The organism is Pseudomonas sp. RIT357 (assembly GCF_000632245.1).
GTDB lineage: Bacteria > Pseudomonadota > Gammaproteobacteria > Pseudomonadales > Pseudomonadaceae > Aquipseudomonas > Aquipseudomonas sivasensis.
The window spans coordinates 13,485-36,376 of sequence record NZ_JFYX01000023.1 but is presented as its reverse complement, the minus strand read 5'-3'; the positions used below and the strand labels follow the sequence as shown (position 1 = coordinate 36,376).

Annotated in this window: 22 protein-coding genes and 1 tRNA gene; 5 read left to right on the top strand and 18 right to left on the bottom strand. The window is 57.1% G+C overall.

Annotated features, from left to right (window positions below):
• Position 1: 1 nt before the first annotated feature.
• Positions 2-1,165, top strand: coding sequence for a site-specific integrase (locus BW43_RS12445; RefSeq protein ID WP_032887463.1), 1,164 nt, complete (start codon positions 2-4; stop codon positions 1,163-1,165).
• 195 nt (positions 1,166-1,360) lie between these two features.
• Here BW43_RS12445 and BW43_RS28815 read toward each other — a convergent pair whose 3' ends face one another.
• Positions 1,361-2,437, bottom strand: a complete 1,077-nt coding sequence (locus BW43_RS28815; RefSeq protein ID WP_155989969.1) for a hypothetical protein — start codon at positions 2,435-2,437, stop codon at positions 1,361-1,363.
• Positions 2,438-3,021: 584 nt separating this feature from the next.
• A tRNA-Ser gene (locus BW43_RS12450) sits at positions 3,022-3,111 on the bottom strand.
• 319 nt (positions 3,112-3,430) lie between these two features.
• On the opposite strand from BW43_RS12450, the gene BW43_RS12455 reads away from it, so the two are divergent.
• From BW43_RS12455 to BW43_RS12465, 3 genes are all read left to right on the top strand, one after another.
• Positions 3,431-4,123, top strand: coding sequence for a crotonase/enoyl-CoA hydratase family protein (locus BW43_RS12455; RefSeq protein WP_032887461.1), 693 nt, complete (start codon positions 3,431-3,433; stop codon positions 4,121-4,123).
• Between the two features lie 213 nt (positions 4,124-4,336).
• The gene (locus BW43_RS12460; protein ID WP_032887459.1) at positions 4,337-5,059 is read left to right on the top strand and encodes a 1-acyl-sn-glycerol-3-phosphate acyltransferase; all 723 of its coding nucleotides are present in this window, start codon (positions 4,337-4,339) and stop codon (positions 5,057-5,059) included.
• 140 nt (positions 5,060-5,199) lie between these two features.
• The gene (locus BW43_RS12465; RefSeq protein ID WP_032887457.1) at positions 5,200-6,171 is read left to right on the top strand and encodes a magnesium and cobalt transport protein CorA; all 972 of its coding nucleotides are present in this window, start codon (positions 5,200-5,202) and stop codon (positions 6,169-6,171) included.
• On the opposite strand, the gene BW43_RS12470 is transcribed toward BW43_RS12465, so the two are convergent.
• The 3 genes from BW43_RS12470 to BW43_RS12480 all read right to left on the bottom strand — a co-directional run bounded on the left by BW43_RS12470 (position 6,168) and on the right by BW43_RS12480 (position 10,335).
• Positions 6,168-6,881 (bottom strand): amidotransferase, encoded by a 714-nt coding sequence (locus tag BW43_RS12470; protein WP_032887456.1) that lies wholly within the window; start codon positions 6,879-6,881, stop codon positions 6,168-6,170. The two genes, BW43_RS12465 and BW43_RS12470, sit on opposite strands and share 4 nt — an antisense overlap.
• 84 nt (positions 6,882-6,965) lie before the next feature.
• The gene (locus BW43_RS12475; protein WP_032887455.1) at positions 6,966-9,113 is read right to left on the bottom strand and encodes a 3-hydroxyacyl-CoA dehydrogenase NAD-binding domain-containing protein; all 2,148 of its coding nucleotides are present in this window, start codon (positions 9,111-9,113) and stop codon (positions 6,966-6,968) included.
• Between the two features lie 16 nt (positions 9,114-9,129).
• Positions 9,130-10,335, bottom strand: coding sequence for an acetyl-CoA C-acetyltransferase (locus tag BW43_RS12480; protein ID WP_032887453.1), 1,206 nt, complete (start codon positions 10,333-10,335; stop codon positions 9,130-9,132).
• A gap of 641 nt (positions 10,336-10,976) precedes the next feature.
• On the opposite strand from BW43_RS12480, the gene BW43_RS12485 reads away from it, so the two are divergent.
• Positions 10,977-11,783: a cytochrome c gene (locus BW43_RS12485; RefSeq protein WP_032887451.1), complete on the top strand. Its 807-nt coding sequence runs from the start codon at positions 10,977-10,979 to the stop codon at positions 11,781-11,783.
• 203 nt (positions 11,784-11,986) lie between these two features.
• Here the strand turns inward: BW43_RS12485 and BW43_RS12490 are convergent, their stop codons facing one another.
• From BW43_RS12490 to BW43_RS12550, 13 genes are all read right to left on the bottom strand, one after another.
• Positions 11,987-12,790 carry a transglutaminase family protein gene (locus BW43_RS12490; protein ID WP_032887449.1) on the bottom strand — a complete coding sequence of 268 codons (804 nt, stop codon included), beginning with the start codon at positions 12,788-12,790 and terminating at the stop codon, positions 11,987-11,989.
• Positions 12,787-13,737, bottom strand: a complete 951-nt coding sequence (locus tag BW43_RS12495; protein WP_032887448.1) for an alpha-E domain-containing protein — start codon at positions 13,735-13,737, stop codon at positions 12,787-12,789. Before BW43_RS12495 ends, BW43_RS12490 begins: the two co-directional genes overlap by 4 nt.
• A 5-nt stretch (positions 13,738-13,742) precedes the next feature.
• Positions 13,743-15,152, bottom strand: a complete 1,410-nt coding sequence (locus BW43_RS12500; RefSeq protein WP_032887446.1) for a circularly permuted type 2 ATP-grasp protein — start codon at positions 15,150-15,152, stop codon at positions 13,743-13,745.
• A 457-nt stretch (positions 15,153-15,609) separates the two neighbouring features.
• Complete coding sequence (locus BW43_RS12505) at positions 15,610-15,951, bottom strand: ribonuclease E inhibitor RraB (protein ID WP_015885395.1); 342 nt, start codon at positions 15,949-15,951, stop codon at positions 15,610-15,612.
• A 214-nt stretch (positions 15,952-16,165) separates the two neighbouring features.
• Positions 16,166-16,402 carry a hypothetical protein gene (locus BW43_RS12510; RefSeq protein ID WP_032887444.1) on the bottom strand — a complete coding sequence of 79 codons (237 nt, stop codon included), beginning with the start codon at positions 16,400-16,402 and terminating at the stop codon, positions 16,166-16,168.
• A gap of 103 nt (positions 16,403-16,505) precedes the next feature.
• The gene (locus tag BW43_RS12515; RefSeq protein ID WP_032887442.1) at positions 16,506-17,111 is read right to left on the bottom strand and encodes an START domain-containing protein; all 606 of its coding nucleotides are present in this window, start codon (positions 17,109-17,111) and stop codon (positions 16,506-16,508) included.
• Positions 17,112-17,152: 41 nt separating this feature from the next.
• Positions 17,153-17,407 carry a YkgJ family cysteine cluster protein gene (locus BW43_RS12520; protein ID WP_032887441.1) on the bottom strand — a complete coding sequence of 85 codons (255 nt, stop codon included), beginning with the start codon at positions 17,405-17,407 and terminating at the stop codon, positions 17,153-17,155.
• 162 nt (positions 17,408-17,569) lie between these two features.
• Positions 17,570-18,061, bottom strand: coding sequence for a hypothetical protein (locus BW43_RS12525; RefSeq protein WP_032887439.1), 492 nt, complete (start codon positions 18,059-18,061; stop codon positions 17,570-17,572).
• A 104-nt stretch (positions 18,062-18,165) separates the two neighbouring features.
• Positions 18,166-19,605, bottom strand: a complete 1,440-nt coding sequence (locus BW43_RS12530) for a PLP-dependent aminotransferase family protein (protein ID WP_032887437.1) — start codon at positions 19,603-19,605, stop codon at positions 18,166-18,168.
• Between the two features lie 272 nt (positions 19,606-19,877).
• A complete protein-coding gene (locus tag BW43_RS12535) occupies positions 19,878-20,693 on the bottom strand; it encodes an OmpA family protein (RefSeq protein ID WP_032887435.1) in 816 nt (271 codons plus the stop codon).
• On the bottom strand, positions 20,690-21,052 hold the full coding sequence (locus BW43_RS12540) for a DUF4398 domain-containing protein (RefSeq protein ID WP_032887433.1): 363 nt from the start codon (positions 21,050-21,052) through the stop codon (positions 20,690-20,692). The genes BW43_RS12535 and BW43_RS12540 overlap by 4 nt, the downstream gene beginning before the upstream one ends.
• 9 nt (positions 21,053-21,061) lie before the next feature.
• Complete coding sequence (locus BW43_RS12545) at positions 21,062-21,877, bottom strand: ABC transporter substrate-binding protein (protein ID WP_032887431.1); 816 nt, start codon at positions 21,875-21,877, stop codon at positions 21,062-21,064.
• Between the two features lie 83 nt (positions 21,878-21,960).
• Positions 21,961-22,890, bottom strand: coding sequence for an electron transfer flavoprotein subunit alpha/FixB family protein (locus tag BW43_RS12550; RefSeq protein ID WP_027603632.1), 930 nt, complete (start codon positions 22,888-22,890; stop codon positions 21,961-21,963).
• Between the last annotated feature and the right edge of the window lie 2 nt (positions 22,891-22,892).

Genomic DNA, 22,892 nt, shown 5'->3' with positions numbered 1-22,892 from the left:
CATGAGTGGGGTCGAAGCTCGCGGGAAATCCGTGAGAATCTATTTTCAATACAAAGGGGAGAGATGCCGGGAAACACTCCCGGGAGGCAACAATCCGGCCAACGTGGCCCAGGCTAAGCGCATGGTCGAAATCATCGAGTACGAAATTCAGACCGGCACCTTCGATTACGCACGGCACTTCCCCAACTCGGCCAAGCTGGTGGAAAACACGTTCGGCCATTACTTGGACCTCTGGTTAAAGATCAAAGCCAACAGTGTGGCAGCGTCCAGCTATCGGGGTTATGCCAACAAGGCAGAGGTTCATGTCAGACCACGCTGGGGGAAAGTACAGATCCACAATATCGACCACCTGGATCTGCAGGAATGGATACAGGTAACGCTGTCTAAAACGCTAAAAAATAAGACCATCCGCGACATCATCAGCAACGTGCGCCAGGTGTTCAGGCTCTATCGCACCAGGATGAAAGTGGCGCATGACCCGACCGAGGGTTTGATGGTGCGCCTTCCAGATCCCGAAGCACCGGATCCGTTCACCCGGGCGGAAATCAAACAGATCCTGGAAACCCACACCAACCGCACGCAAGAGCTGTTGATGGTTCAGTTCATGATATGGGCCGGCCCCCGCGTATCCGAGACCATCGCCCTGGCATGGGAGGATGTGGATCTGGCGCAAGGCACGGTGACGTTCCGTCGATCCAAGGTGCGTGGGGCTTATAGGGTGACGAAAACCCGGCGGTCGACACGCAAGGTTCGACTACTCGCCCCGGCCTGGGATGCGCTGCAGAAGATCGACGCACTGAATCGGAAAAGAAAGGCGGAAACCGTCGATATTGTCGAGCGGGACAACAAGACGGTACGGCAGCACAAGCTGCACTTTGTCTTCTTGAATACGAAAAGCGGTTTACCGCACGTCAGCGACTTCGTGGTCAGGGATAGGTTTTTCAAGGCTCACTTGCTCGCGGCCGGGGTTCGCTATCGTGGGCCCGGTCAGTGCCGACATACTTACGCCAGTCAGTTGCTGACCACCGGCGTCGCTTCGATCGATTGGATCGCCGAACAGATGGGGCATACCAACGGGAATATGATTCGTCAGCATTACGGGACGTGGATTAATGAGGATGGGCCGGATGTCGTGGGGATGTTACAGGTGGCACTAATGCTATAAATCATAGGCTGCTAGTGTAACCAACCCCCTCCTATCCAATAGATACTCCTAAACAACTACGCTCAAGATTCAATAGCAAGCGTTCTGTACGAGCCTAGCTTACTTATTCTCCTTTTAAAACGCTCAAACGGGGCCGAAACATTATTTCGCCCCGGTTAAGCTAAGAGAATAGAAGCGAACTTTAAACCGTCAAAACTAATGCCGCAACGCTTCTAAAAATCTTGACACTTCATTTCGCCACTTATAATCATGAATACTAAAATTATAGTAATCACGAAAAGACTCATCTTCGTAGGCGCCTTTTTGAACGCTAATATAAAAATTAAAATTATCTAAGGTCGTTGCGGGCAACACTGTGTGAGCTAACAATACAGTTCGTTCCTCACCAGCCTCCAATACCAGGCCCGAAATATTTAACTGATCCTTTGAAGAGTACCCATATTTTTCATTAGTTACGCGCCATGCATCTACGCGCTGACGCAAGTCTGATATTTCAGAATCAGTAATTTCGTTTTCTTTTTTGTAATCCGGATTATTCAACTCATGAAATATTAAAAGCTTAATCTTTACACTCGTAATATTTTTTATTTTTAAGGGTAGTACAATTTTAGAGTTTTCCACATACGGCTTATCTATCTTTATAGGCGACTCAGAGGAGAGGCCAGACTTAGAAACCAGATAATTATCAGAAAATCCTGAAGGGGTCACCCCCTGAGCCATAAGAGAATTATATCTAAGCGCGTAATACGGATAAAAAATATTTGATCCAGAAAGCATTATATACATAAACGTTATTAGCGTAGCAGCTCCGATAGACAGGCCCATTACAGCTGGCCCCATACTGGGAGGAACATTCCCTCGGCCATTGTAAACTTTGCCATTTGCATCTTCGGACTTAACAGTAGGCTTACTCAAAGAAGTCATAGCCACTGTCGAGTTCAAGTAAACGCTCAAGGTAATCGTCTGTTTAGGAAGTATGCGATCCACAAACAGCTTATTACTCTCTACCGACACGCCACTATAATTACTCGCCAAAACTTGACACAAAGAACAATTGGGAAAGCTCACCTCCACCGCTTTCTCTTTATCTTTACCTTTATTATATAAATTAACACTTGCGACAAATCCGATTGTTTCCGGCAATACACAAGGCAATACTTCGTCAAAGCTTAAGTAAAGCTGCCTAATACGAAACGTCGAAATAAACCTATTTATTATTGGAGTTAGTAGCATTGGGATCAACAACTTTAACGCCGAAAAAAAATTTTCCATAAACCCCTTCCGGAAGAACCTTATTTTATTCCCACCGCCAACCTCGACAGCAAAAAAGCTTAAAATTTCACTTCTTTCCAGTAAAGCGTTCCTATCATACAAACAAAGACCGCTCCTGAATGACGAATGGCACGCTGAACTCTTTAACACCAAGCCTTGGTTGACTTTAACGAAAACATCTTAATATCGGCATTCAAAGACTAATTACATTTTCTGAGAAACTCAGCCGAACTGTGTACCATCATGAGGAAATGATAGCCCCTCATCCATAACGACACTCCCAACCTTTTGTCGATAATCCGTCGGACCTTCATAAAGTACACCGTTAACAACTTCGCCGATCTTGTCCCCACTAAAGCGTTGAATACGTCATAGCGCCTTGCGGGTCGTATTGCTCAGTCATAGTGATCGTCCTTGTGATGATGGCTCATTGTAGGCTGAGCGGCCAATGCTGTGGGCCTATTACGTAGATGGGAAACCATCAATCTGTCCCAGATCTGTCCCATGTGGCCATTTTTCAGACACCAAAAACCACAAACCCCCGACTTTCTCTAGGAAAATCAGGGGTTTGCGTTTTCATAATTTGGCGGTGAAGGAGAGATTCGAACTCTCGATACAATTTCTTGTATACACACTTTCCAGGCGTGCTCCTTAAGCCACTCGGACACTTCACCGTATCTCGTCAAACCAGTTCAGTCTGTCGAGGCGCGCTAATGTAGTCGAAAGCCTTTCTGATGGCAAAGGTTTTTTTCAGAATTTTCATGCGGTTAGACGGTTATACCGGAATGGGCCCGCGGGAGGACGGTGATTATGCCAATCTCGGGGAGGGTTCAGAGGGTCTTCGCTGGGTACTGTGCCCTGCTGCAGGCCATTTGCGACCGGGGATGCGAGAAAAGGCTGACTGGCCAGTCAGTCATTGCGCTTTACCGGAACGGGCGTGGTGGGTAACGTCTGCTGCATTCTTCTATAACAAGTCCTACAAGGAACCGCGTCATGAGTGAGTTGATTGCCTACCACCTCGAAGACGGTATCGCGACCCTGACCTTGAGCAACGGCAAGGTGAATGCCATTTCTCCAGATGTTGTCAGTGCGTTCAATACAGCGCTGGACCAAGCCGAGAAAGATCGGGCGGTGGTGGTGATCACCGGCACGCCGGGGATTTTGTCGGGTGGTTATGATTTGAAAGTGATGACGGCAGGCCCTAAAGAGGCCATCGGCCTGGTCACGTCGGGCTCGACGTTGGCGCGTCGTCTGTTGTCGCACCCATTCCCGGTAATTGTGGCGTGCCCTGGGCATGCCGTGGCCAAGGGCGCGTTTCTGTTGCTGTCGGCCGATTATCGGATTGGGGTGGAAGGCCCGTTCAGCATCGGCCTGAATGAAGTGGCAATCGGCATGACCATGCACCACGCAGGGATCGAGCTGGCGCGGGATCGTCTGCGCAAGTCGGCATTCCACCGCTCGGTGATCAATGCCGAGATGTTTGACCCGCAGGGCGCGTTGCAGGCCGGTTTCCTCGACAAAGTGGTGGCGCCTGAAGAACTGCACGCAGCGGCACTGGAAGCGGCGCGCCAGTTGAAGAAGATCAATATGAATGCCCACAAGCACACCAAGTTGAAGGTGCGTAAAGCGCTCTTGGAAGCCTTGGACGATGCAATTATCCAGGATCAGGGCCACAACCTGAGCTAAGTCCCTACACCTGCTGTGCCAGAGCCCGACCTTGTGTCGGGCTTTTTCTTACACTTAAATCCGAAACGCCCCTAGCCGCTCTAGCCAGCCAGTGTCGGCACATGTTGAAACATACGCTTAAACATCGCCTATCTCCGACCTCTACCTGGGTAATTGCCGAAGTCAGTGCACATCCGTACACTGCGCCACCTTTTGTCCCGATAGGCCGTGTCGATGCTTTTTCTGCTGCGTATGTTGTTGATGGGCCTGCACTTTATGGTGGCGGGTGTGCTCGGGGTTCTTCTAGGTATCTGCCGGCCGTTCAACCCGGACAACAGCCGCCTGTGCGCGCGCCTGTATGCGCTGCCCGCGATGCGCATCTTGCGACTGAACGTGAAAGCCGATGTCGACTCGCTGCGCAACAAGCCCGGCACCTGCGTGGTCATCGCCAACCACCAGTCCAACTATGACCTGTTCGTGGTGGGCACTGTAGTGCCCCATCGCACAGTGTGTATTGCCAAAAAGAGCCTGAAATGGGTGCCGTTGTTCGGCCAGTTGTTCTGGCTGGCAGGCAATGTGTTGATCGACCGCGGCAATGCGCACAAGGCGCGCCGTGCGATGCTGACCACCACCCATACGCTGCAACACAAAGACACGTCGATCTGGGTGTTCCCGGAAGGCACGCGCAATCTGGGCAAGGGCCTGCTGCCGTTCAAAAAAGGCGCGTTTCATATGGCGATTGCGGCGGGTGTACCTATCGTGCAGGTGTGCGTCAGCAATTACGTCGTTCATATGAAGCTTAATCGCTGGAACAGTGGTGATGTGCTCATACGTTCTTTGCCACCCGTTCCTACAGCCGGGCTGACAGCGAATGACGTCCCTGCGTTGATGCAGGCGTGTCAGGCGCAGATGGATGCATGCATTGCAGAACTGGACCGCGAAGTGCAGTCCGCCTGAACACGTTATTTGGGCGCTCCTTCCCCAGCGCGAGCAACCTCGCTCACCACACAAAGCTCGCCGCAACGACGTCTACAACGGAACGCCATTCAAGCTAAGCTGCCCAACATCTGTCCTCCAAACAAGAAGTGATCAGCACCATGGGTAGAGTTGTTGCGGCAGCCGTCTACAGCGCCGGTAAGAAAGTCTCTGATATCACCCTTGATGAAGGCGCCGCCTGGGCCGCCAAGCCCGGGCATTTTGTGTGGATCGGCCTGGAAGAGCCCGATGCCCAGGAGCTGGCCAACCTGCAGCGCCAGTTCAACCTGCATGAACTGGCCATCGAAGACGCCCTGGAAAAACACAGCCGCCCCAAGCTCGAAACCTTCGGCGATGCGCTGTTTATCGTCACCTATTCACCGGTGCGCGAGAACGGCAAGCTGGAGTTTATCGAAACCCATATCTTTGCCGGCACCGGCTATATCATCACCGCCCGCAACGGTCACTCAGCGTCCTACGGCTTTGTGCGCCAACGCTGTGAGGCGCGCCCGCTGTTGCTGGAGCATGGGGAAGATTTCGTACTCTATGCGTTGCTGGATTTCGTCACCGAAAACTACCAGCCGGTCAGCGAGGCGATCCACGCCGAGATCGATGAACTGGAGCGCAACGTACTGTGCAGTTCACTGAGCGAACGCGATATTCAGAAGATCCACGGTCTGCGCCGCGATGTGCTGCGGCTCAAGCGGTATGTGGCGCCGATGGTGGAGATCAGCCAGGAGTTGCAGAAGCTGAGCTTCCCGTTTATCGACAAGAACATGCGCCCGTATTTTCGTGATGTGCAGATCCACGTGACACGGCAGATGGAGGACCTCACCACCCTGCGCGACATCGCCAGCCAGACGATCGAAATCGGTGTGTTGCTGGAGGCGTCACGCCAGAGCGTGGTGCAGCGCAAGTTTGCCGCGTGGGCGGCGATCCTGGCATTCCCCACCGCGGTGGCAGGGATTTATGGGATGAACTTCCAGAACATGCCCGAGCTGCAATGGCACTATGGCTATTTTGCGGTGCTCGGGTTTATTGCGGTGGGATGCACCAGTCTGTGGGCCAGTTTCAAACGCTCGGGCTGGCTTTAAGCTTTGTGCGCCACAAACCGCATCATCCATTCCGCCACGGTGGCGCCGTGGTGGTCGCGCTCCAGGCTGGCGACACCATTCGTGTAAACCGTTTCCCCGAGGGTTGTCTGAAGAATCTCCAGCAACTCGCGCGAATAGTCGTGGATAAATTCCGGGTGGCCTTGGAAGCACAGCACCTGGTCGCCAATGTGATACGCCGCGAACGGGCAAAAATCGCTGGAGGCGATGACCGTGGCATTGTCCGGCAAGCTGGTGACTTGGTCCTGGTGACTGATCAACAGCGTCAACTCAGGCACCTCAGGGCTCATCCACGGAGCCTTGGCATCGAGTTTGTAGTCATGAATGCCCATGCCCCAGCCTTTGCTGGCGCGCTCAGTCTTGCCGCCGAGCAGCAATGCCAACAACTGGTGACCGAAGCAGATACCGAGCAATTTGTCGCCACGCTCATAGCGCTGCAGCAAGTAGGTCTTGAGGGTCTGGATCCAAGGGTCGGTACCGAAGGAATCGGCCTTGCTGCCGGTAACGAGGTAGGCATCAAACACTTCATCGTCTGACGGATATTCGCCCTGCACCACGTTGTAAACCACAAACTCGGCAGCAATCGGCTGCTTGGAGAACAGGCGCTTGAACATCTGCCCGTAACCTTGGTACTGATCGATCAAGCCTGGACGCAGGATATCGGTTTCCAGGATGCAGACGCGTAGCGACATAAAAAATACCTGACACGGCGATGGGAATATTGAACACCCAGAGCCTGCCTTGAAACACCCCTTCAAGGCAAGCCCCTCCATTAATCACCGAAACACTTCACTCCTCGCCGCTTTCTCCAGCAACAACACTGGCGGCGCAAAGCGCTCCCCATATTGCTCAGCCAGATAACGCGCACGGGCGATGAAGTCGTTCAAGCCGTACTGATTGATAAACTGCAACGCCCCACCGCTCCACGCCGCAAAACCAATGCCGAAGATCGATCCCACATTGGCATCAGCGGTGGACATCAACACGCCCTCCTCCACACAGCGCACAGTTTCGATGGCTTGGATAAACAGCAAACGGTCGCGCACATCCTGTGGCGAAATCTGCTGGCCCGGCCGTTCAAAGCGGGCTTTCAACTCTGGCCACAGGTACTTCTGCCCTCCAGCGGGATACTCGTAAAAACCGCCACCCGCCGCCTTGCCCGCGCGTTTGTATTCATTCACCAACAGATCGATGACCGCCGTTGCCGGATGCCCTGGCACCGTCTTACCTTCGGCCTGCAAATCCTTGGCCGTCTGCTGTCGGATATGGCTCATGAGGCTGAGGGACACTTCATCGGACACCGCCAGCGGCCCCACCGGCATACCGGCCTTGCGCGCCTCGGTCTCGATCATCGGCGCGGCCACACCTTCACCGAGCATGGCGATGCCTTCATTGGTGAACGTGCCGAACACCCGCGAGGTGAAGAAGCCGCGACTGTCGTTAACCACAATCGGAGTTTTCTTGATTTGCAGGATGAAATCGAAACCTCGGGCCAGGGTTTCGTCCGAGGTCTGGGCGCCCTTGATGATTTCAACCAGAGGCATCTTGTCCACCGGGCTGAAAAAATGCAGGCCGATAAATTTGCCTTGATCCGCCACAGCTCTAGCAAGGCCGGTGATGGGCAACGTTGAGGTATTGGAGGCGATCACCGCATCTGCTCCGACCACACATTGCGCGGCGGCCGAAACCTTGGCCTTAAGTTCACGGTCTTCGAAAACGGCCTCAATGATCAAATCGCAGCCGACCAAATCAGCATCCGAGGCAGTAGGGTAAATCCGCGCCAAGGTGGCTTCCCGCTGCTCGGCGGTCAATTGCCCACGGCTGACCTTCTTGTCCAGCAGCGCGGCCGAATGTGCCTTGCCCTTCTCGGCGGCGGCCTGGGTGACGTCCTTGAGCACCACCTCGATCCCCGCACAGGCGCTGACATACGCAATTCCAGCCCCCATCATCCCGGCACCAAGCACACCCACTTTGCGTGTCACGTAAGGTGAAAAACCCTTGGGTCGCGAGCTGCCGGCGTTGATTTCATTGAGTTGGAACCAGAAGGTGCCAATCATGTTTTTCGCCACTTGCCCGGTGACCAACTCGGTGAAGTAACGGGTTTCGATCAGGTGCGCGGTGTCGAAGTCCACCTGAGCGCCTTCAACGGCAGCACAGAGGATTTTCTCTGGAGCCGGAAAACAGCCATGGGTTTTGCTGCGCAGGATCGACGGTGCAATCGCCAGCATCTGCGCGACTTTTGGGTTCGATGGAGTGCCGCCGGGAATCTGGTACGCCTTGCTGTCCCAGGGTTGTTTAGCCTCGGGATTGCCGAGAATCCAAGCGCGGGATTTGGCCAGCAGCCCATCGCGGTCCACCGCCAGTTCGTTGATCAACCCCGCCTGGAGCGCCTGTTGCGGCCGTACTTTTTTACCTTCCAGCAAATACGGCAGGGCTTTTTCCAAGCCGAGCATGCGCACCATACGCACCACGCCACCGCCGCCCGGCAGCAAGCCGAGGGTGACTTCCGGCAATCCAAGCTGCACCGATTTGTCATCCAGCGCGACACGGTAATGACAGGCCAGGCAAATCTCCCAGCCGCCGCCCAGCGCCGCGCCGTTGATCGCGGCCACCACCGGCTTGCCGAGGGTTTCCAAGCGACGCAACTGCGCTTTAAGCACCAACACGCTCTCATAGAAATCCTTGGCGTGGGACTTCTCGACCTTGATCAATTCATTGAGGTCACCGCCCGCGAAAAAAGTCTTCTTTGCAGAGGTGATAATCACACCGGCAATGTGGTCCTTTTCCGACTCCAGGCGCAGAACCGCAGCGGCCATGGCGTCGCGGTAAACACCGTTCATGGTGTTGGCGCTCTGGCCGGGCATGTCGAGAGTCAGCACCACAATCTGGTCCTGGCCTTTTTCGTAACGAATGGCATCGGTCATTAGAAATTCCTTAGGCTCAAAGGCGTTCGATAATAGTGGCGATGCCCATGCCACCGCCGACACACAGGGTGGCCAGGCCGTAGCGCTGCCGGCGCACTTCAAGCTCGTCAAGCAGAGTGCCAAGGATCGCGCAACCAGTGGCGCCCAACGGGTGGCCCATTGCGATGGAACCGCCGTTGACGTTGACGCGTGCGGCATCGATGCCCATGTCCTTGATGAATTTGAGCACCACTGAGGCAAAGGCCTCGTTGACCTCGAACAGATCGATGTCTTCCACGCGCAAACCGGCCTTAGCCAAGGCTTTTCGTGTGGCTGGCGCGGGGCCCGTGAGCATGATGGTGGGATCAGTGCTGGTAACCGCCGTGGCGACGATGCGCGCCCGCGGTTGCAAGCCCAGTTCGCGACCCTTCACTTCAGAGCCGATCAACATCAGTGCGGCGCCGTCGACAATGCCGGAGCTATTACCCGGGGTATGTACGTGGTTGATGCGCTCCACATGGCTGTAGACCCGCAGAGCCGTAGCGTCGAAGCCCATTTGCCCCATCATCTCGAAGCTCGGTTTGAGATTGCCCAGGCCTTCAAGAGTCGAGTCGCCACGGATAAATTCGTCATGGTCCAGCAGGACAATACCGTTCTGGTCCTGCACCGCGATCAACGACTTGCTGAAGGAACCGTCGGCACTGGCCCTGGCCGCTTTCTGCTGGGACTGCAGGGCAAAGCTATCGACATCCTGGCGACTGAAACCCTCCAAGGTGGCGATCAGATCAGCGCCGATGCCTTGGGGTGTGAAGTGGCTGTGCAGGTTGGTCTGCGGGTCCAGCACCCAGGCACCGCCATCGCTGCCCATGGGTACACGGGACATAGACTCGACTCCGCCGACCACCACCAGGTCTTCAAAGCCGGAGCGCACTTTCATCGCCCCCAGGTTCACTGCTTCAAGGCCCGAGGCGCAGAAGCGGTTGATCTGTACGCCAGCGACGCTGATCGCCCAGTTCGCTACCAAGGCGGCGGTCTTGGCGATGTCGGCGCCTTGGTCGCCCACTGGGGTGACGCAGCCGAGCACGATGTCATCCACTTGGTGGGTGTCGAGGTCGCTGCGTTGAGCCAGCGCCGTGAGCAGACCTGCCACCAGATTTACCGGTTTCACGCTGTGCAAGGCGCCGTCTGCCTTGCCTTTGCCCCGGGGCGTGCGTATCGCATCAAAGATCAAAGCTTGGGTCATGACATCCTCGAACCATTGCGCAGTAGTGCCCTTACCTTAGGCCCGATTGACACGGTTTCAATGACGGATGCGCTCATTGCTTTTGACCCCCACGCTCGGACGAACGGTAGGCCCCTAAGCGCATAGGCTGATTAATCGTTTTAGCTGTCTAGCCAAGGCATTGGCGCCAAGATGGCGTTCTGCCTCATGCCTTTTTAAGCTGAAATCCTGATTAGCTGATATGAAATGGATCTAAGCCGCGAAGAACGAGGGCTCTAAGGTTCAATCAGTAAGATGTTGCTGCCGGGTTTTGCTGGAGCAGCTGTAAGAAAAGTGACACGTCATAGCGCCATACTGAAATAAAACGGCACGTATTTGACGCTCAGGAATAACAACAAAAGGCAGTCAGCCATGTTCAAGCATTCGAAAGTACGTCAGGCGGGACTTATTCTGTTCGCCACCACACTGATTCTGATCCTGCCCAATTTGACCAAGGTCATTGGGTGACCCTCTATCCTCCGCGCTTTGTGCATCAGGATTGCAGCTTTTTGGCAGCACCTGCCGGGACTTCGTGCATAGCGACCCCGTTGCAGGGGCTGCCTTTTTACGCGCGTTTTTCCGGTATCGTGAGCCCCATCGCCACTTAACCCGGGGCCTCTGTCTTGAAACCGATCTTCGCACTCTTAGCCTTGTTGCTTGCTCTGCCCGCAGACGCGGCGCAATTGACTATCGAACTGGACCACACCCGCAAGACCTGGCAGACCGCCGACCTGCTCAAGCATCCGGATGCGCAGACGGTGCAGATCGTCGATGACGTTTCCTACAAGCGCAATATGACCTATCGCGCGGTGCCGCTGGCGGTGCTCTTACCAGGCCTAACGCCACAGAGCCATGTGCAAGCGGTTGCCCTGGATGGCTTCGCTGCAGAACTGACCGCCGCACCGCTGCTGGAACAACACGGCGCCCGCGCGTGGTTGGCCGTGGAAGATCCGGCCAAACCGTGGCCCGCCCTGGCCGATGGCAAACACAGTGCCGGCCCGTTTTATCTGGTGTGGACCGACCCGCAGGCGGGGCACATCAGCCCCGAGCAGTGGCCGTTTCAAGTCTCGACAATCAAGCAATTGAAGACCGTAGCCGAGCGCTTCCCCGCGCTGCTACCCGATCCGGAACTGGCGGCGAATGATCCCATCAACCAGGGCTTTGCACTGTTCCAGAAAAACTGCCTGGCCTGCCATCGCCTCAATGGCGCAGGCGATGCGCAGGTGGGTCCGGATCTGAATATCCCCTACAGCCCTACCGAATATTTCGGTGGGGATTTCCTAAAGCGCTATATCCGTGATCCGCAGAGTTTGAGGCATTGGCCCCAAGCGAAGATGCCGGCGTTCGCTGCCAGTGTATTGCCTGACAGCGAGCTGGATTTATTGGTGGGGTATTTGAAGCATATGGCGGGGCGTAAGCAGCAGCCCTGAGCCAGCCTCCTTCGAAAGACAGTTTCGTGTAGTGAGCGGGCTTGCCCCGCGCTGGGCTGCGCAGCAGCCCCAATACAGCAGAATTTTGTCGGGCAGGCATTACGCGGCGGATGGTCTTGGGGCTGCTTCGCAGCCCAGCGCGGGGCAAGCCCGCTCACCAAAGAAAGCTCTCTCCCCCCAACAAGCCACGACCCACTCATCATTTATTGCTGCTGCACAGAAACCACCGGCGTCGGCGCCACAAACACCTTGGCGTGCATTTGCTCATGCCCGCCGCCACGACGCATGCCGCGTACGGGGCACGCATCCAGGTAATCCAGTCCCACAGCCAGCTTGAGATGCCGCTCCGGGCGCGCCAATTGGTTGGTCACGTCAAAACTGTACCAGGCGTCATCCAACCAGGCTTCGGCCCAGGCGTGGCTGGCCAGATGCGTACTGTCTTCGGTGTACAAATACCCCGACACATACCGCGCAGGAATGCCCAGGCTGCGTGCGCAGGCCAGGAACGCGTGGGTGTGGTCCTGGCACACGCCCGCAGCCCCAGCGAAGGCCTCGGCGGCGCAGGTGTCGACCTCAGTAGCGCCTGGCGTGTAGACCATCGCTTGGTTGAGCGCGTGCATCAGGTCGATCAGCCCGGTGCGATCACGACGCTGACGACAATGCTGTGCGGCAAAGCCACGCAAGGCGTCATCCGGTTCAGTCAGGCGCGTGCAACGCAGGAACGGAAACGCCGACTGGCTCTCATGCTCGGCTTCGCGTAATTCGTCGATATCCACTTGGCCACGGGCGCCGATGATGATGGCGTCATGGGGTTCGTCCAGAGTCAACACGTGCAGGATATTGCCGAAAGGGTCCACTTGGGCGCGCACCGGGCGCGGCAGGTCCAGTTGCCAACTGAGCACGTGCTGACGCTCGCTGTCATGGGGCGTCAGACGCAGGTATTGGATGCTGGCGCGAACCTGGTCCTCGTAGTGGTAGGTGGTTTCGTGGCTGATGGAGAGTCTCATGCCGCCTCCAGGTAGGAACTGTAGATGGCGTCGCCCAATTGGCGGACCAGGGGGATAAAGTCGGTCAGCCAGGCGTGCAGGCCTTCCTCAAGGATTTCATCGATCGCGGTAAAGCGCAGGCGCGCGTCCATTTCGGCGGCCAAGCGCTGGGCCGGTCGACCGTTGAGGCCGGGCAGGCTGGCAAGGATCTGGTCGATTTCTTCACTGCAGGCGCGCAGCGAGCGCGGCACATCGGCGCGTAACAGCAATAATTCGGCGACTTGCCGGGCGCCAGGGGCGTCGCGATAGATCTCGGTGTAGGCCTCGAACGACGACAACGCCCGCAGCAAGGCACTCCATTGATAGTAGGCGTGTGCCGTGCCATCGGTGACGGCTTCAGCACGGTCGCCGGCCATTTCATAGCGCGCATCAAGCAAACGCAGGGTGTTGTCAGCGCGTTCGATAAAGGTGCCCAAACGAATGAAACGGAATGCATCGTTGCGCATGATGGTGCCGTAGGTCGCCCCTCGAAACAGATGGGAGCGTTCCTTAACCCACTCACAGAAGCGACTCATACCGTAGCGGCTGAGACCTTGCTGAGCGATATCGCGAATATCCAACCAAGTGGCGTTGATGTTTTCCCACATGTCGGCGGTAATTCGCCCACGCACCGCATGGGCGCTGGCCCGCGCCGAGCCGAGGCAACTGTAGATGCTCGCCGGGTTGGCCGCGTCCAGGGCAAAGAAGTGCAGCAGGCGTTCGGCATGCAATTCACCGTGGCGCTCGCGGTAATCATCCAGGGTGCCGGTGATCAGCAGCGGCATGGCTAATTCATGCAGGCCATCGCCGCGCCCATCCTGAGGCATCAGCGACAGCGAATAACTGACATCGAGCATGCGCGCGAGGTTTTCCGCACGCTCCAGATAGCGCGACATCCAATACAAATCCGAGGCAGTTCTACTCAACATGGCATTCAGTCCTCAACCACCCAGGTGTCTTTGGTGCCGCCGCCCTGGGACGAGTTGACCACCAGCGAACCTTCGCGCAGCGCCACGCGGGTCAAGCCGCCCGGCACCACACGGGTTTCCTTGCCGGACAGCACAAACGGGCGCAGGTCGATGTGGCGCGGGGCGATACCGTTTTCGACAAAGGTCGGGCAGGTGGATAAACACAGGGTCGGCTGTGCGATATAGGCATGAGGCTTGGCTTTGATTCGCGCCCGGAACGCTTCGATTTCAGCCGCCGTGGACGCCGGCCCCACCAACATCCCGTAGCCGCCGGAGCCTTGGGTTTCCTTGACCACTAGGTCCGGCAGGTTGGCCAGTACGTGGGACAATTCGTCAGGCTTACGGCATTGAAAGGTAGGAACGTTCTTTAGGATCGGTTCTTCATCCAGATAGAAACGGATCATCTCGGTAACGAAGGGGTACACCGACTTGTCATCCGCCACCCCGGTGCCGATGGCGTTGGCCAGCACCACGTTGCCGGAGCGATAGGCCGCCAGTAGGCCCGGCACACCGAGCATGGAATCCGGGTTGAAGGCCAGCGGGTCGAGGAACGCGTCATCGAGACGGCGGTAGATCACGTCCACCGCCTTAGGTCCGTCGGTGGTGCGCATGAAGACGCGGTCATCACGTACGAACAGATCGGCGCCTTCCACCAGTTCCACACCCATTTCCCGGGCAAGGAACGCATGTTCAAAGAACGCGCTGTTGAAGCGCCCCGGCGTCAGCACCACCACGCTGGGGTTATCCAAAGGACTGGAGCTTTTAAGGGTGTCGAGCAACAGGTTGGGATAGTGGTCGATGGGCGCGATGCGCTGGGCGGCGAACAGTTCGGGGAACAGGCGCATCATCATCTTGCGGTCTTCGAGCATGTAGCTCACGCCGCTCGGTGTGCGCAGGTTGTCTTCAAGTACGTAGTAAGTGCCGTCGCCATCGCGTACGAGGTCGACCCCGGAGACGTGGGAATACAGGTCGCGATGCAGGTCCAGGCCCTGCATCGCCAACTGGTATTGCTCGTTAGCCAACACCTGTTCGGCGGGGATGATCCCAGCCTTGATGATGCGTTGCTCGTGGTACAGGTCGGCAAGGAACATGTTCAGCGCCTTGACCCTTTGGATACAGCCGCGCTCCACAATTCGCCACTCACTGGCGGGGATACTGCGGGGGATGGTGTCGAAAGGAATGAGGCGTTCGGTGCCCTGCTCGTCGCCATAAAGCGTGAAGGTGATCCCGGCGCGATGAAACAGCAAATCGGCTTCACGCCGGCGCTGGGCCAGCAGTTCTGCAGGGGTCTCGGCCAACCAGCGGGCGAACTCGCGGTAATGGGGGCGGACCTGCCCCGCTCCATCGTACATTTCGTCGTAATAAGTGCGGATCATGCCGTACTCCTTGTCACCCGGACGCAAGAACCATCGCAAGGCCCGTGCCAGCGGCATAAACACTTAAAAATCAGTGAGTTAAATAAAAGCGCAGCGCTGATCGCACCGTCCTGGTGCGCAGAACGCCCGTCGCATTGCTGCACGCTTCATCGCAATGCAGGCTTTGACTATCAACACCATAGCCAGAGTTGATTTCACTGCCCGACGAAGGGTGCGGATAATCGCCTCCATCAGCTGAACAGGATCTTTCCTACAGCTTTACCCCGTGCACACTCGGTACCGTGACAGCTCGTGTACTGACTGACTCCTAAGGTCTTCCCTTTCAGCCATCCTTTTAGGATGGCTTTTTTTTTGGTGCACGAAAAGGCAGCGCAAGTTCCAGGAATTTTCTCGCAACCCATACAAAATCGGCCGACCCTAAGGTCAGCCGATACGCTGCGTTACTCATACAATTGCGCTACATGGGTAACCCACGCACCTCCTGCTTGACGCCCCATCCTTCGATGATCCCGCCCAGCGGCTCGACCACCGCCTCAAAGTCCTGCTCGAAGTCTCCTATGCCGTCGTAGGTGGCGAACATGATTTTGCTCAGTTCCAGGTACCAGGCGCCATCGTCGCGCGCGCTGACCTGGGCATTCAGTGATTCTCCACGAAACTCACCCGCAGCCCTGCGCGCCCGTTCCTCATCCGGGAAAATGGCGTAGAACTCGATGGGGTGGAAGCGTGAAAAGTCGAAGCCGCCCTCTTTCATGCGGCGCAGAACGTTGGTGCTGATGTCTTCTTGATAGGCTGTGCTCATGAAACGTCCTCCTCAAACTGATGGATAGACTTTCCGTGCTTCCCAAAGCCCCGCGCGCTGCTGGCGCGGGCACCACGGCAATAACATCACCGCAGGAAAACAAGCATGTAGCTGACAAGACCAGACCTTAGCGATTCATTCGCTGATCTCACTTGCAGAGTAGCGCGAAGCTATCACCTCCACCAGAGGCGCATGAATGGCATAGCGGGAATGTTCAGACGGCGGGCGAGATATCGAGGATCTGGATACTGTTCTGGTCTTTCAGGATCTTGACCGTAGGCTCGGGCTTGCGGCCCTCCAGGTCATTGAGGTCGAGTTCTGCTGCGACAGGGACCAACTTGTTGCGAATCATGTGTGCCGCATCTTCGAGGCTGGGCTTTTGGTCGCAGGTGAACTGCTCCACGGACTGGACGCCGTGATCATCAACGAAGGTAATCTGCCACTTTTGCATCGGTGCCTCCTCGATAAAACCCGTGTTTGGGCTTACAACTATCTGGACCTTGAGGGCTCGGAAAACGTTCCGCTCAAGTCCGGAGACACCTGATCAACTGCACTTATTTTTCAGCGTGTTCTTTCAAGGCTTTCAAAGTGTTGAACGGCGCGTCCACCACAAACTTGTTCGCCAACCACGAAGGCACGCTGCCGCCTGGCTCGGTGTGAACCTGATAAGTGACTTCGGTTTCATTGGCGCCTTTAGGCACCAGCTTCCAGAAACCCTCAACCTGGGCAACACGCACGTAACCTTTCTCTTCAGGCTTGTAGGTAGGCACGCCCTGCAACTTGCGGGTCACGCTGCCATCGGCGTCCTTGGTGGTGGTGACATGGATATACGAATCGCGATCGGTCACCGGGAACGGCGCCTTGAACTGGGTGTAAGTCCAGGCCTCATCGCCTTTCTTGTCCACCAGCTTCTGGGATTTACACTCATGAATCCATGAACAGGCGCCTGCCACATCTTCCTGCAGGGCCTGGATCTTGGCGACAGGGGCCTTGATCACGGTCACACCGCGATACGCCTTGTACTTGGAGCCGGCAATTTCGCTCAGGGAAATCTTGATACCGTCCTCATCCTTGGCGACTTGCCAATCCTCAGCCTGGGCAGTGGCAGCGAACAACACCGTAAACCCGCACAGCACAGCCATTCGTTTCAGCGAACCCATTGTTGTATTCCTTATTGTTGAAGTTCCGATAGTAAAGCCCATCAAGCCGCCGTCATCTGCTCCCACCAGCCGATCAACCGGATCGCGTCGGCTTGGTCGGTGCCGCAAACATCGATATCCGCCTTGAAATCACTGCACACCGCCGGGCGTTCCGGTTGGCCGAACAGTTGGCACAGCTGTTCGACCGACAGGTGCAGGCAGCGTTCGCCCGCCGGTTTGCCATGGGGCATTCCGGGTAATGGCGAACTGATGGAGGGAGCGATGCAGCAAGCGCCACAGCCTTCACGGCAATTCATGACCAGCAGGTCCTCGACGACTCAATAGGGATGGCCGGGCTAGAGTACGCCCTTAAACAGCCGTTTTAAAATGGTCTAACAGGGGTTTTTCGCATAAAAAAAACATGACTGACCAGTCTGCGACAGATGGTCATTGGCCTGCGTCACGTCTATGGGAAACGTTTATTGCTTGAACTCGAATTCCAGCGCGGCACCTTCCACGTCACGGCGCTCTTCGTTCCGCAGTTGTAGCTTCATCTCATTGCTGAGCAGACGGCCATTGATCTGGAAGGCACTGTTGTCGGTGGGCTTTTCGCCAAACATCGGCGGCAGCAACGGCACGCTCTGGGGCTTGGGCATGGTGCCGAGGGGCTGCAGGTGCCTGACCATGTCCGACGGCAGCGACAGATCCAACTGTGCCGGTGGCAGCTTGGTCTGTGCCACTTCCTGGGCTGACTTGGACTTTTTCGCCTTCGCTGCACGCTTTTTCGCCGTGGCGGCTTGTTTCTTCGTAACGGAGGCTTGCTTGGAGGGGCTTGGTTTCTTTGCCGGAGCGTTCTGCTCGGTAGTGGCAGCAGGCTTGTTTTCAGTCACAGGTGCCGCCGCCAGCACTGTGCTGACGTTGCACAGGCTTAACAGGCCAATCACCAAAACAGCACGAACAATCGAGGTCATATCGCCTACAGCATTAACGGCAGAGGGCCATATGCTCGCTTGTTGTGCGCGCCATGACAAGGGCGGTGATTAGCCAGCTATCGGAGTTGTCCCCATTCAACGCCTCAAAATCCTGCCGCGGTTTCCTGACACAACTGGCTGGCCAGCATCCCCAACGTCATCAGCGCCCGCTCTGCCTCGCGGTTCCACGGGGTGCCGCAGTTAAGGCGAATACAGTGGTTGAACTGCTCGGTGTTACTGAAGATCAACCCCGGCGCGATGCTGATGCCCTGTTGCAGGGCGCGCACGTGCAGTTCCTGGGTATTGACGCGTCCGGGCAAACTGACCCACAGGATAAAACCACCGGTCGGACGGGTCATCTGGGTGCCTTCGGGAAAATACTGCTGCACTGCCAGTTGGAAGGCGCTGAGATTCTTGCGGTATTCCTGGCGGATGTAGCGCAGATGCCGGTCGTAGCCGCCGTTCTCCAGGTACGCCGCCACGCCCATCTGGGTGACGCTGCATGCCGAATGGGTACTGAACATCTGCAGACGCTGGATTTCCTGCTGGTACTTACCGGCGATCATCCAGCCGATACGCACACCCGGCGACAACGTCTTGGAGAAGCTTGAGCAATAGATCACCCGGTCCAGGCGGTCGTAGGCCTTGAGGGCCTTGGTGCGACCGATTTCGAACATCAACTCGCCGTAGATATCGTCCTCGACAATCTGGATATCGAAATCCGAGGCCAGGCGCAGCAACTGTTTCTGCCGCTCCTCGGGCATGGTGCCGCCCAAGGGGTTGCTCAGGCGCGTGGTCAGCACCAGGGCCTTGATCGACCATTGGTTGGCTGCCAGTTGCAGGGCCTCCAGACTCATGCCGGTGGACGGATCACTGGGGATCTCAATGACTTTAAGGCCCAGCAAGTCGGCCAGTTGCAGCAAGCCGTAATACGTCGGTGATTCAGCCGCGATCAAGTCGCCGGGACGCGTCAGCACGCGCAAAGACATCTGCAATGCATCGACACAACCGTGGGTGATGACTACTTCGGACGGGTCAACCACAACGCCCGCATCGCGCATGCGGATCGCCACTTGGCGGCGCAGCGGCTCGAAACCTGGGCTGAACATATAACTGAACGCGCGCGGGCTCTGAAACCGAGTGACCTTGGCCAACTGCTGGTGCAGCGCCCGCACCGGCAGGTAGTCGACACTCGGCACGGCGGCACCCAGCGGGAACACGCCTTCGCGGCGCGATTCGCCCAAGACCTGCTGAATGATGCTGCTGCGCGTAACCAACCCTGGGCGCTCGACCCGTGCAATGTCCGGTGTTGGCGCCGTGAGCGCTGGCGTCTGGTGCACGTAGTAGCCGGACTGCGGCCGCGCCCGGATCAGCCCCTGGTCTTCCAGGTTGGCGTAAGCCTGCAATACCGTGGCGTGGCTCACATTGAGCTGGGAGCTCATCTTGCGCACCGAGGGCACGCGCTCACCCGGTTGATAGACACCGCGTCGGATGTCCTCAGCCAGTTGCTGGGCGATACGTTGGTAAAGCAACAGATTGGTCATGACGCAGCACTCGATTTCACGGGTATTTTATTTTTGTGTGAAACATACCGGCACAGTTTGAAAGTGTACGGGGACAGTTGCCACAATAGTCGAGCGCGCGCGGGAGTGACAGTAAAAACTGTAAGGGTGGCGGATAGAATTTTCAGGTGTATACGAAAAAACTGTGGGAGGGGTCTGGCTCCCGATAGCGGTGGTTCAGTCAGCCTTTTCGGTGACTGATATTCCGTCATCGGGGGCAAGCCCCCTCCCACAGTTTTGATCGGGGCAAGCCTTTAGCGAGCGGCGCCCAGTTGGCCTTTCTCGTCGGAAAACACAATCTCGACCCGACGGTTCTGCGCGCGACCTCGTTCGGAGGCGTTGGCTTCCACCGGGTATTGGTCACCATAGCCTTCGACCTGGATACGCTTTTCATCGATTCCCAGATCCACCAACACATCGGCCACCGATTGCGCGCGGTCACGGGACAGTTTGAGGTTTTCCTGCTGGCCGCCGGTGTTGTCGGCGTAACCCTCAATGCGCACTACGCGCTTGGGGTTCAATTGCAGGAACTGCACGATTTTCAGCACGGTGCGGTTGGCCGAGTTCTTCAACTCCGCTTCGCCGGTATCGAACAGCACATCGCCCAAGGTCATCACCAGGCCACGATCGGTCTGGGTGGTGGTCAGGCTGGCTATCTGTTCTTCCAGCCATTTGCCCTGTTGCTGTACGCTGATCAGCTTGCTTTCACGCAGGGCCAGTTGCAGGCGCTGGCGTTCCAGTTCGAGCTTGGCGGCGCGTTCCTCGTTGAGTGCCTGCTCGGTGTGTTCACGGGCGATGGCACTGTAGCGCTGGCTCAGGTAGGCGTAATGCACCACGTCGGCGCCGCTGCCCCAGTAGCTGGACAAGCGGTCAGCCCGCGCCAGGGATTCACCGGCGCGAATCACGTCTTTAGGCGCGATGCGCAGCACGTTGGCGTCTTCCTTGACCTTCTGGAAGTCGCTGCCGGCCTGTTGCAAGGCTTGCTCGCCATTCGGGTGACTGGCGCAACCGCCCAGCACCGCACTGCCCAGCAGCACGGTAAAACCCACTCCACGGATCATCCGACTCATTGGGCTTCCCCTAACTGCAATTGCTTGCGCAAGCGCGTGATGCGGGTGTTAAGCACATTCAGTTGTTCCTGGCTCTTGCGAGTCAGCACCTGGGCTTCGGCCAGGCGCGCGTCCAACTCGGCCTGTTCGGCCTGCATGCGCGCGTCTTTGTAGGATTGGTCGGCCATTTCGGCCTTGGCCTGGGCGAATTTGTCTTCGGCCAGCTTCAGTTCAGGGGATTCATCGGCGCTGGCGCCCACCGCGTTGGCTTGCTCCAGGGCTTGCTGGGTGAGGCGAATTTGTTCATTCGGCGCAGGATCGGCCGCACATCCCGCCAGAACGACAACGGCGAGGGCCGCGAAAAAAGGTCGAAGAGTCACTGAAAATCCCTACTTTGTTGGGGTGCCGACGGGTTGTTGCAATTGCGCTTTCCAACGCTCCAGATTGCGCTGCAGCGCGGCTTCCGTCACACCAGACCCGGGCAATTCTGTCATCTTTTTGGTGAGCTGTCCGCGCAACCACGGATCATTGCAGGCCGAGTTGTGGGAAATCGCCAGGTACAGCCCCGGCTGATCGATCGGAACATCGCGGGCGATCAGGTCGTTGCTCATGCCCAGTGTCTGAGCCATGGCCATTGCGGAATAACGTCCCGCCAGCACGTACTCCACCTCCCCCAGCAGCAGTTTCTGGAATGCCGGAGTCAACGTCGGCAGGCGCTGTAAGGTCAGTTGCTCACCGGCGAACGTTTCGAATCCGGCACTAAAACGGGAACGCTCCGATACTGCACCCTTGTGCCCGTGCAAGTCGGCAGCCGTGGTGTAGACCAGTGCCGAGTCTTTGCGCGTCCAGACGAGATAATCGGTCTGCACTAACGCCGGGTGGATGTAATCAAGATTTTCCAGCTCGCCGAGGTTTAGCGGCGTATCGGCGAATATATCCATACGGCCGCTGCGCACCTCATCCAAGGCCTGGGAACGCTTGCCGCCGTAAAGCAGGTCGATTTTCAACCCTAGGTCCTTTGCCACTTGCTGGAGCACGTCGGCGGTGGCGCCGATCAGGTGCGTGGGGTCTTGGGGGTCGCGCCATAACAAGGGCGGTGCGTCAGGGCTGCCGGTGATCACCAGGCGCTCACATTTGCCAGCGGCCAAGGTCAGGCTCGGCAGCAGCGACAGGCCCAGCAATAGTGCCCAGGGACGCAGTTCCATGGCGGTTTCTCCGATATTCAAAAAGGCCGGACAAAAAAAAGCCCGGTCGCAAGACCGGGCTCTTTATAAGTGAAGCGGCTGGATTAGACCAGCTTCTCCAACTCAGGTACGGCTTCGAACAAGTCCGCTACCAGGCCGTAATCAGCCACCTGGAAGATCGGTGCTTCTTCGTCCTTGTTGATCGCAACGATCACTTTGGAGTCTTTCATACCGGCCAGATGCTGGATCGCGCCGGAGATACCGACGGCGATGTACAGCTGTGGCGCCACGATCTTGCCGGTCTGGCCGACCTGCATGTCGTTGGGTACGAAACCTGCGTCGACGGCGGCGCGGGAAGCGCCAACCGCAGCGCCCAGCTTGTCGGCCAGGGCGTACAGGTGCTTGAAGTTGTCACCGTTCTGCATGCCACGACCGCCGGATACGACGATCTTGGCAGCGGTCAGCTCAGGACGGTCCGACTTGGCCAGCTCTTCGCCAACAAAGCTGGAAGTGCCAGCGTCGTGGGCAGCGGAGACGGCTTCAACGGCAGCCGAACCACCTTCAGCAGCAACCGGATCGAAACCGGTGGCACGCACGGTGATGACTTTGACGGCAGCAGTCGATTGCACGGTGGCAATAGCGTTACCGGCGTAGATCGGGCGCTTGAAGGTATCGGCGCTTTCAACCGAGATGATCTCGGAGATCTGGTCAACGTCCAACTGCGCGGCAACGCGTGGCAGGATGTTTTTGCCGTTGGAGGTAGCGGCAGCCAGGATATGGCTGTAGCCAGCGCCCAGCTCTGCAACCAGTGGAGCGACGTTTTCCGGCAGTTGGTGAGCGTAAGCGGCGTTGTCGGCCAGCAGTACTTTACTCACGCCAGCCACTTTGGCAGCGGCTTCAGCCACGGCGCCAGCGCCTTGGCCTGCTACCAGCACGTGGATGTCGCCACCGATTTTGGCGGCAGCAGCAACAGTGTTCAGCGTGGCCGGGGCCAGCACTTTGTTGTCGTGTTCTGCGATTACCAAGATAGTCATGG